The organism is Paludisphaera rhizosphaerae, assembly GCF_011065895.1.
In the GTDB taxonomy this organism is placed as follows: Bacteria; Planctomycetota; Planctomycetia; order Isosphaerales; family Isosphaeraceae; genus Paludisphaera; species Paludisphaera rhizosphaerae.
Map to the genome: position 1 here is coordinate 48,896 of NZ_JAALCR010000032.1, position 10,032 is coordinate 58,927.

A 10,032-nucleotide genomic window follows, 5' to 3' on the forward strand; every position below is an offset into this window, starting at 1 on the left:
TTTGGGATCTTGCGCGCGCTATGGTGGGCCTCGTCGCCTGCCACGCCCCCACTCGGGGGCTCGCCCGCCGGTTTCACCCACCTGGAGACCCGCCGATGTCGCAGCAGCCGGTCATGGATCGTCGCGCGTTCTTGTATGGGACCTCGCTCGCGGGGTTCGGGATCTTCTGTCAGGGCCGCAACGGCCGCGCGGCCGGCGTCGGGCCGAACGACGTGATCCAGGTCGCCGGCATCGGCGTCGGCGGTAAGGGGAGCAGCGATATCGACCACGCCGGCAACCACGGCAAGGTCGTCGCCATCTGCGATGTCTCTGATAAGACGCTCAAGAGCAAGGCTGAGAAATTCAAGGAAGCCAAGACCTTCCACGACTTCCGCGAACTGCTGGCGACGATGGGCGACAAGATCGACGCCGTGACCGTCTCCACGGCCGACCACGCCCACGCCCAGGCGTCTGTGGCCGCGATGCGGCTGGGCAAGCACGTCTACTGCCAGAAGCCCCTGACGCACACCGTCTGGGAAGCCCGCCTGATGCGCGAGACCGCCAAGAAGTACGGCGTCTGCACCCAGATGGGCAACCAGGGAGGGGCCACCGAGGGCCTCCGACAGAGCGTCGAGATCCTTCAAGCCGGCGTGCTCGGCGACGTGACCGACGTCCACGTCTGGACCGACCGCCCCAGCAAGTACTGGAAGCAGGCCCCGGACATCACCGCCCGTCCCCAGGGGTCGTTCGAGCCCCCCACCGGCTTGCACTGGGACCTCTTCCTCGCCGGCGCTCCGGAACGCCCCTTCGCCCCGGTCTACACCCCGATGCTCTGGCGCGGCTGGTGGGACTTCGGCACCGGCGTCATGGGGGACATGGGCTGCCACAACACCAACGTCCCGTTCCACGGCCTGGACCTCGGTCTCCCGGTGCGGGTCTCGGCCAAGAGCGGCGAAATCAACCCCGAGACCTTCCCCGCCTGGGCCACGGTCGTCTACGAGTTCCCCGCCCGCGGCAAACGGCCGCCGGTCAAGCTGACCTGGTATGAAGGCGCCAAGGACGGGAAGCCCAACCGGCCGTCCTCCGATCTGTTCCCTGAAGGGTACAAGATGGAGGACAACGGCTGGCTTTGCATCGGCTCGAACGGAACGATGTGTTCTGCCAGGGGCGAGTCGGTCGGTCGTCAACTGTGGCCCGTCGAGAAGTTCAAGGACTTCAAGGCCCCCGAGCCGTTCATTCCTCGCATCCAGGGAGCCGGCGCCAACAACGACGACAACCACAAGCTTGAGTGGTTCCAGGCCATCCGCGCCGGCAAGCCGGAGATGCCGTTCTCGAACTTCGCTTTCGCCGCCGTCCAGACCGAGGCTCTGCTGGTCGGCAACATCGCCATGCGGACCGGTGAAGCCGTCGACTACGATGGCGTCAGCGGCCGGATCACCAACAGCTCCGCCGCTCAGGAGCTTGTGAAGGGGACCTATCGCAAGGGCTGGGAACTCTGACGAGCGAACCGGTCGTGCGGCGCGGGTGTCGAATTCCAGAACGTTCTCGGTCGATCCGTCGCGCCGCACCCCGGAGACTCGCATGTCCCTGGATGATTCCCTGGCTCTGGCGCGGTTCCCTCGCGCCTCAAGGTACAGCCCGGAATGGATGCTTGCCGGCTTCTCCGGCGCAGCCAACCCGCTCTGGCTGGCGGAGTGGCTGACGGAGGCTCTTGACCTCCGACCCGGCATGAGGGTGCTCGACCTGAGCTGTGGTCGGGCTCTCTCCTCGATCTTCCTGCATCGCGAGTTCGGCGTGCAGGTTTGGGCCGTCGACCTCTGGTTCAGCGCCTCGGAGAATCTCCGCCGAATCCAGGCGGCTGGCGCCGAGGACGCTGTGTTCCCGATCCACGCCGACGCCCGCAATCTGCCATTCGCCGCCGAGTTTTTCGATGCGATCGTGTCGATCGACTCGTTCTTCTATTACGGGACCGACGACCTCTACCTGAACGAGATCGCGCGGTTCGTGAAGCCTGGCGGGCCGCTGGCGATCGCGGGCGCCGGCCTGATGCACGAGTTCGACGACGGAACGCCCCCGGAACATCTCCGCGAATGGTGGGAGCAAGACAAGCCCTGGTGCCTCCACTCGGCCGCCTGGTGGCGTCGGCACTGGGGGCGGACCGGAATCCTCGATGTCGAAACGGCCGATGAGCTGGAGGGCGGCTGGCGATACTGGCGAGCCTGGGTCGAAGCCGTCGCGCCGGACAACGCAGTCGAACTGGCGGCGCTCGGCGCTGATCGGGGGCGAACGCTTGGCTACTTCCGAACCGTAGGCCGGCGTCGGGCGGATGCGTTGCTCACCGAGCCGATCACGTCCGTTGCCATGCCCTACATCGAGAAACCGATGCTTCGTCGTTCGTGATGAGCGTCGCTCACCTCCCCGCGCGGAAGGCGTTGAGGATCGCGTCGGCGCCCTGATCGCGAAGGGCCTGGGCGACGCGCCGGCCGAGTTCGTCGGCGGCGTTGGGATCACCCGAGAGCGAGGCCAGCAGGCGGGTTCGGCCGTCAGGGTCGAGGACGGCCGCGTCCAGATGCAACTGGCCGTCCTCAGCAATCCGTCCCCAGGCGGCCATCGGGATCATGCAGCCGCCTTCCAACTCGGCCAGAGCCCGACGCTCGGCGACGACGCCGCGATGAGCGTCCGGGTCGTCGAGCAGAGCGAGGAGGCCGCGCGTCGCCTGGTCGTCGGCTCGGCACTCGATCCCGAGCGCCCCCTGGCCGACGGCCGGCAGGATCGCGGGCGGTTCCAGCCGCTGGGTCGCGTGGTGGTGCAGGCCGAGCCGATGCAACCCGGCCCAGGCGAGGACCACGGCGTCGAGTTCGCCTCCGAGCGCCAGGTTCAACCGGGTCTCGACATTCCCCCGGATCGACGTGACCACCAGGTCGGGCCTGGCGTTGAGGATCTGCGCCCGGCGTCGAATCGAGCCCGTGCCCACGCGAGAGCCGGCGGGGAGAGCCTCCAGCGTCTTGCGGGCCGGCGCGATCAGGGCGTCGGCCACATCCTCGCGAGGCGGCACCGCGGCCAGGACGAGTTCGGCGGGGCCCTGCGTGGGGAGGTCCTTGAGGCTGTGGACGGCGACGTCGACCGCACCGTCGAGCACGGCCCGCTGGATCTCCTTGGTGAACAGACCCGTGCCGCCGATGGCCGCCAGCGGCGAGTTGCGGTCGCGATCGCCCTGGGTTTTGATCTCGACCAGTTCGACGGACAGGCCGGGGCTGCGGTTGCGAAGGGTATCGGCCACCCAGTCGGCCTGCCATCGCGCCAGGCGGCTGCCTCGGGTGCCGATGCGGATCGTTCGGGGGTTGGTGGGGGCGGTCATGGCGGGGAAACTCAGGATCGAGGGCGAGAGGGGGCTCTCCCCGTAGGCTTAGTCGAGACCCAGCCTGGAGAGAGTGACGCTTTACGTGAACTGGGTTTGGACCCAGCCTACCGGAACTCAAGGGGGTAAGTACGCCCCCATCGTCCAGAAAAACCAGGTCGTCGCACACCCCACAATCATCAACACGAGCCCGGCAGCCACGGCGGGGGCGCCCTGAAGGGTGAGCTTGCGAGTCGCACGCACTTTTTTCCGCGCGATCGTGAGCAATCCGTAGACGAACGTTCCGGGGCCGAAGGCCAGCATCAGGAGCAGGTAAATCAGGATGGCCTCGGCCATCGGGCCCTCATCAACGTTCGCGGGAAACGACGACCGCCACGACGCGACGGGCTCCGGCCCGTTTCAGCGCTCGAGCGGCGGAGCCCAGGGTGGCTCCGGTGGTCAGGACGTCGTCGACGAGCAGGATGGTGCGGCCCTTCAGGAGCGAGGGGCCGACGCCGCGACGGGGGGCGAAGGCTCCTCGCATGACGAGGGCTCGCTCCTGTCGGCCTCGGCCGACCAGGTGGGGCGTCGGCTTGATTCTTCGCAGCAGGCGTCGGTGCTCGCGGCCGAGCGTCTCAGCCAGGGCGCCGGCCAGCGCGTCGGCCTGATTGTATCTCCGGGCCAGCCGGCGGAACCAGTGCTGCGGCACCGAGGCGACCAGGGCGTCGGCCGGAACGGCGTCGAACGTCTCGCGGCGGGACTCGGCCCAGAGAGCGGCCATCGCCGGCGCCAGGAACGCCCCACGCTCCTTCTTGAGGTTCAGGACGAACTCGCGCCAGGGGGAGTCGTGATCGTGTGCTCCGAGAGCAACCGCCGAGTCGAACCCCAGCGGCCGGCGTCGGCAGTGATGGCAGCCGCCGCGGAGGTCGGCGAACGGTCCGATCGGCAGGGCGCACCGGGGGCAGGAGAGGGCGGCGTAGCTTTCGGCGAGCTCCAGCAACTCGCCCCGACAGGTTGAGCAGAAAGGCCCGCGGACGGAAGGGCCGGACGCCTCGCAGAGCAGGCAGCGCCAGGGGAAGACGAGGTCGCCGACCGCCTCGCCGACGAGCCGCCAGGCCGTCGCGAGCCGTCCGACGGCGTTCGAGCCGCCGGCCGAGGCCACCTCAGCGCCCCTCGGCGCGGGGTCTTGGAACCGAGTCGTCCAGCTGGAGGTAGGGCTCCAGCCGCTCGCGAAGCTCGTTTCGCGCCCGGGCCAGCAGCGACTTCACGGCCGCCGGCGAGCGGTTCATCACCTGGGCGATCTCGGCGTAGCTCATCTCCTCGAACTTGTTGAGGAGGACGGCCATCTTCTGGTCCTCGTTGAGCGACCCCATCGCCTCGCGGACGACCTCGGAAAGCTCCACCTGGCGCATCTGGGTCGACGCGGTTTTCTCGCGCCCGGGGACGGCCAGGGCGGGGGATTCGGCCCGCGATTCGTCGCCGGCCCCCCCCATCGGCCGAGAGGGATTGCGACCCTTCGTCCGCGCGTGGTTCATCGCCAGGTTGTTGGCGATGGTGAACAGCCAGGTCGAGAACTTCGCCTTGGGTCGATATCCCTTGCGCGCCTTGTACACCCGAAGGAAGACGTCCTGCGAGAGATCCTCGGCCTCGTCCTGGTTGCCGACGATGTGGAAGAGGACGCCGACGAGCCGGTCTTGATACCGCGCGACCATCGCCTCGAACGCGCCGGGGACGTCGTCGCGGATCTGGAGCATGAGCCGCACGTCCGGATCGCGGGCTTCCAGTTGCCGTTCCAGCGCGTCGAGTTCTCCTCCTCGGCTCAAGGGCGCTCGCTCCTTTCAGCGTCGAAAGTCGATGACGGGGAGGCTCACGGACGCGATCCGATGGCGACGGGCTCCGACGGCGCCTCCAGGCGGCGACGGAGCTGGCCGCAGGCGGCGTCGATCTCTCGCCCCTTGGTACGACGGACCGTCACCGCCACGCCGAACCGCCGCACCGTCTCGACGAACCGTCGGACGTCGTCCGGTTCGGGACGCTGGAACGGCAGGCCGGCGACCGTGTTGTAGGGGATCAGATTGACGTGCGCCTTGCGGCCTTTCAAGAGCTTGCCCAGCGCTGTTGCGTGTTCACGGCGATCGTTGACGCCGCCGAGCAGGACGTACTCATACGTCACCTGGCGGCCGGTGATCTGGAAGTATTCATCGGCGGCGGCCATCACGGCGGCCAGGCCGACCTTCTCGTTGACCGGCACCAACTCGTCGCGGAGGGCTTCCGTCGGAGCGTGCAGCGAGACCGCCAGGTGGTACTGGCGGTCCATTCCGGCCAGCTTGCGGATCTTCGCGGGGAGGCCGACGGTCGAGATCGTCACCCTCCGCTGGCTCATGCCCAGGCCGTCCTCCGGCGAGCAGAATCGGTCGAGGGCGACGAGCAGGTTGTCCAGGTTCGCCAGGCTTTCGCCCATCCCCATCACGACGACGTGCGTGATCGATTCGCCGGGCGGCAGGAGAGACTGGGCCTGCAGGACCTGGTCGAAGATCTCCGCGGAGGTCAGGTTGCGTTCGACCCCCTTCAACCCGCTGGCGCAGAAGACGCAGCCCATGCCGCAGCCGACCTGCGTGCTGATGCAGACGGTCCGCCGGGGCGGGTCGGACATGGAGACGCACTCGATGTTCCGGCCGTCGCGACAGCGGAGGAGGAGCTTGTCCGTGCCGTCGTCGGCGATCCCCCGGTAGGCCAGCTCGGTGGCGAACAGCGTCCACTCGGCGTCGAGCTTCTTCCGCAGGTCGAGCGGAACGTCGGTCATGTCGGCGAACGTCTTGGCCCGCCGATGGAAGGCCCATTGCTGGATCTGCTTGGCCCGATAAGGCTTATGGCCCTGTTCGGCGATCCATGCGCGCAGCTCGTCGGCCGACGCCCCGAACAGCGGGCGCTTCGAAGCGACCTCGATCCCCTGCGGCTCTCCGCCTTCTTGCATGCGCGCCCCGCGACCTCGACGTGACCCCGTCCCTCACGACCCACGCTACCATTGTAGAACCCCCGTTGCCGTCGGCCAAGCCGCGATTCTGGGCGAAGATGCGATGGGAAGCCGGACCAAAAGAAAAGCCGGCGCTGAATCTTGTTCCAGCGCCGGCGTGAGTCGCGGGGGGAGTCGTGGATTGTTCGAGTTCGCCGCGGAGGTTGGATGGCGTCCGCGACGATCGGAGACGGGCTTCGCTCAGAGCTTCTTTTCGGCCGAGCTCGCGGCCTTGGGGGCGGCTTTGAATTCCTCGGGGGTCATCTTGGAGATGGTCCGGTCGAGGTGGAGGACGTAGCCTCCCTTTTCCGGAACGTCCTTGCCGTAGGCGAGGATCTCCGGCGACGAGGTATGGCCCGGCTCTTCCATGGTGTCGGGGAGGGAGGCCCCCCACTCGACGATGATATCGCCCTGGCGCGCCGACTCCACGGCCGGCGAGACCATGTTCTGCAAGGCCTTCATATCGTCGACCTTGCGAGGCGGTTGCTTCTTCTTGATCGTGTACATCCGATAGTCTTCGGCGAAGGTCTCAAGAAAGACCTTGTCGTCCGCGGCGCCAGCCGACTGCGATCCTTCGCCGCCGCAACCCGCCGCCAGGCTCAGGAGGACCGGAACCAGTCCCAGCCATCGCCTTCGATCCAATCCTCGCATCGACGAAGTTCCCTTTACTCGGTGCTCATTCCAAAAGACGGCCCGCCGTCGATCGCGATGGTCGACGGCGGGCGACGTTGGCTCAGTACGAGTCGGCGCTGACGATTTCGCCGCCGGCCTTGCTCCCCAGGGCCCGCCAGGTGGGCAGGCTGATGGAGTCCTTGATGAACCGGACGGAGCCGTCGCAGAAGGCCACGTTCACGCCGCCGGAGTGGTAGCTCCGGGCCGCGCCGTGAACCTGGGTGTAGGTGGGAAGGTCCGCACAATCCCACAGCTTGTAGTTGGGCGGGACAGTGTGGGAATAGGCGTAGGTCGAAGGAAGACTGCGGTAGTACATCTGACCGCGATAGCGGATCCGAGTCTGCGTGGCGCCGCTCGCGCAGTCCGCGGGCGGATCGATGGCCGTCGCCCCCGAGAACGAGGCCGCAGAGGTGTAAACGTTGATCTTGTCGGCGAAGAGGATCTCGGCCGTCGTGTTCTGGACGGCTCGCGACCGCTTCGTCTCTGAGAACAGGGCGGTGTTGCTCGTGCCGTCGGTGATCTCCGAGAGCTTCACCGGAACGCAGGCCAGGTAGTCGGTGTTCGGCATCGTCTTGGCCGCGTCGAGGAACGCCGAGCCCCCCGTCTTGAGACGGTAATTGAAGACGCCGGCCCGGCTGGAATCCGGTTCCTGGTTGGTCGCCGTGCCCAACTGCTGGGAGGGGGAGTTGCCCAGGCTGCACATGTAGTTGTTGTAGCCGAGACCGCCGGGGGCGTACTGGCTGAACTTGGCGGTCTCGCCGTCAGACGGGCAGACGTAGGCCGAGACGATCTGATAGCTGGCCGTGAGCTGCGCCGGAGCGCCGGTGTCGATCCCGTGCTGGAGGTTGAACGCCGAATAGGCCGCCGACTGCTCCAAATACGGCAGCAACATCGCCAGCGACGACATCCGCGTCGTGTACGTGGTCGCGGTCGGGTAGGGCCCGATACCGGGCACCAGATTGCTGTAGGTCGACTCAAAGTTGGCGGCGGCCAGACCCATCTGCTTCAGGTTGTTGACGCACTGGGCGCGACGGGCGGCCTCGCGGGCGCTCTGTACGGCCGGCAGCAGCAGCGCGATCAGCACGGCGATGATGGCGATCACGACGAGAAGTTCAATAAGCGTAAAGCCGCGAAGACGGCGAGTTCGACTCATGCTGATATCCCAGGATTCAGAGGTACGATCAGGGCAGTGGAGGGAGAAGGACCGATTGTGGTTGGGTGGTTCACACTCGATCGCTTCTTAATACGATGCAGTAGCCATATCGTATCGTATGGATTTCTGCATTCGGCGTCGAGTAGCGGGGGCCAAGTCGCAAGGGGGGATGCCGACTGAGGTCGTCGTCGGTTCAACAGCGTGTTGCAAGCTATTTGTGTGCCAAAGCCCCGTGCGGTGAAGTCGTGGTGATTTGCAAGTCGTGTTTTGGTAGAAGCTTGTGGTTCGACGAATAATTTCGTCGAGGATTGCGTCGCTTCAGCTCGCTGACATAACGAGCAGGCGTGCACAGCGACTGGGACGGGTTGATTAATTCTCTTTTATTATCCGCATTCGTGGATCAGGAGCATGCGACCCGGCGTTCGCGACCAGGCCGGAGGCCCCCGGAGCCCCGCCCTCCCACGAGCGTCTTGCAGGGTATCGGACGAATCAGGGGGTGATCGGAGTCGCCGGGAGGTTGTCGGCGAACTCCCCCTGGCGCTTGCGGAGGAGGGCCTTCATCCGGGCGGCGTCCTCGGTGTGCGCGGGGTCGCTGGAGAGGTCATGGGTTTCGTTCGGGTCGGCCTGAAGGTCGAAGAGTTGGACCTTGCCGACGCGGGGGTAGACGATCAGCTTCCATCTGTCGTCGCGGATGGCCCGCTGGACGTTTCGGTAGGCGGTGAAGACGTCGGAGCGCCGGGTCTTTTCGGTTCCTCGGAAGACTGGGACGAGGCTGAGGCCCTCGCTGCCTGAGGGAAGGGAGACGCCCGCGAGGTCGCCGAGCGTCGGGAAGAGGTCGAACAGGTAGGCGAAGGCGTCGATCTTGCGACCGGCCGGGATTCCCGGCCCAGCCAGGATCACCGGCGACCGCATCGAGTGCTCATAGAGGTTCTGCTTGCCGAAGAGCCCATGGCTGCCAATCGCCAGCCCGTGGTCTGAGGCGAAGACGACGAGAGTGTCGTCCTGCTGGCCGGCGTCGTGGAGCGCCGCGAGGATTCGGCCTACTTGAGCGTCGAGATACTCAATTGAGGCGTAATAATCGGCCAGGTGCTTGCGGACGATGTCGGGCGTGCGGGGATGAGGGGCGAGCAATTCGTCGCGGACTTTCAACTCGCCGTTGTCGAACGGGTGTTCGGGGAGAAAGTTGGCCGGCAGGGGCATGGCCTCGTCGCGATACTTTGCCCGGTAGTCGGCCGGGGCGGTTCGGGGGTCGTGGGGGAAGTTGAAGGCGACGTAGCAGAGGAACGGGGCGTCGCCCGGCTTGCGGCTCGTGATGAACTTCGAGGCCGCATCGGCGAACAGCTTGACGGAGTGCTCGCCGCTGTTTCGCTTGTTGATGAACGTCCCATCCGGCCCGAGATCCTGGAGCGGCAGGTTGTACGGGTCCCCCATGCCGCCGAAGAAGACGGCCTCGGCCTGCTGGAACGACTTCGGCAGTGAGGCCGGCCCGTTGTGCCACTTCCCCGTGACGAAGGTCGCGTAGCCGGACTTCGCGAACGCCGCAGGCCAGGTCTCCACGCCCTGGAGTTTCTCGTCCGTCCGGAACAGGCTGCGGCCGCTCAGGAGCATTGCCCGCGAGGGGACGCAGATCGCCCCCTGGAGGCCGCCGTTGCAGTAGGCCCGCGTCAGGAATGAGCCGCGCGCGGCGAGGGCGTCCAGGTTCGGCGTGCGGATGTCCGGATTGCCCATCGCGGCGATCGTGTCGGCCCGCTGGTCGTCGCTGTACAGGAACAGGACGTTGGGCCGCTTGGCACCCTGAGCCGTCGCGAGGACGGGGGCCGTCGCCAGAGCGGTGAACATCAAGAAAGCGAGTAGCGCCGAATGGCTGCCCTTTGACGT

General features: G+C 66.7%; 10 protein-coding genes. 2 read left to right on the forward strand and 8 right to left on the reverse strand.

Features of this window, described 5'->3' with window-relative positions:
• Positions 1-95: 95 nt before the first annotated feature.
• Together G5C50_RS27365 and G5C50_RS27370 are read left to right on the forward strand one after the other, a co-directional pair.
• Positions 96-1,478 (forward strand): Gfo/Idh/MocA family protein, encoded by a 1,383-nt coding sequence (locus tag G5C50_RS27365; RefSeq protein ID WP_206107880.1) that lies wholly within the window; start codon positions 96-98, stop codon positions 1,476-1,478.
• Between the two features lie 82 nt (positions 1,479-1,560).
• Positions 1,561-2,379, forward strand: a complete 819-nt coding sequence (locus G5C50_RS27370; protein WP_165074167.1) for an SAM-dependent methyltransferase — start codon at positions 1,561-1,563, stop codon at positions 2,377-2,379.
• Positions 2,380-2,389: 10 nt separating this feature from the next.
• On the opposite strand, the gene hemC is transcribed toward G5C50_RS27370, so the two are convergent.
• The 8 genes from hemC to G5C50_RS27410 all read right to left on the reverse strand — a co-directional run.
• Entirely contained in the window at positions 2,390-3,337 is a 948-nt protein-coding gene (hemC, locus tag G5C50_RS27375; protein ID WP_165074168.1) for a hydroxymethylbilane synthase, read from the reverse strand.
• 117 nt (positions 3,338-3,454) lie between these two features.
• Positions 3,455-3,673, reverse strand: a complete 219-nt coding sequence (locus G5C50_RS27380) for a hypothetical protein (RefSeq protein ID WP_165074169.1) — start codon at positions 3,671-3,673, stop codon at positions 3,455-3,457.
• A gap of 10 nt (positions 3,674-3,683) precedes the next feature.
• A complete protein-coding gene (locus tag G5C50_RS27385) occupies positions 3,684-4,478 on the reverse strand; it encodes a ComF family protein (RefSeq protein ID WP_165074170.1) in 795 nt (264 codons plus the stop codon).
• 1 nt (position 4,479) lies between these two features.
• Entirely contained in the window at positions 4,480-5,139 is a 660-nt protein-coding gene (locus G5C50_RS27390) for an RNA polymerase sigma factor (RefSeq protein ID WP_240907391.1), read from the reverse strand.
• A gap of 44 nt (positions 5,140-5,183) precedes the next feature.
• A complete protein-coding gene (gene rlmN / locus G5C50_RS27395) occupies positions 5,184-6,290 on the reverse strand; it encodes a 23S rRNA (adenine(2503)-C(2))-methyltransferase RlmN (protein ID WP_165074171.1) in 1,107 nt (368 codons plus the stop codon).
• A gap of 240 nt (positions 6,291-6,530) precedes the next feature.
• On the reverse strand, positions 6,531-6,980 hold the full coding sequence (locus G5C50_RS27400; protein WP_165074172.1) for a hypothetical protein: 450 nt from the start codon (positions 6,978-6,980) through the stop codon (positions 6,531-6,533).
• Between the two features lie 82 nt (positions 6,981-7,062).
• On the reverse strand, positions 7,063-8,154 hold the full coding sequence (locus tag G5C50_RS27405; protein WP_165074174.1) for a DUF1559 domain-containing protein: 1,092 nt from the start codon (positions 8,152-8,154) through the stop codon (positions 7,063-7,065).
• A gap of 489 nt (positions 8,155-8,643) precedes the next feature.
• On the reverse strand, positions 8,644-10,032 hold a 1,389-nt coding region (locus G5C50_RS27410), incomplete at its 5' end, for a sulfatase-like hydrolase/transferase (protein WP_206107881.1).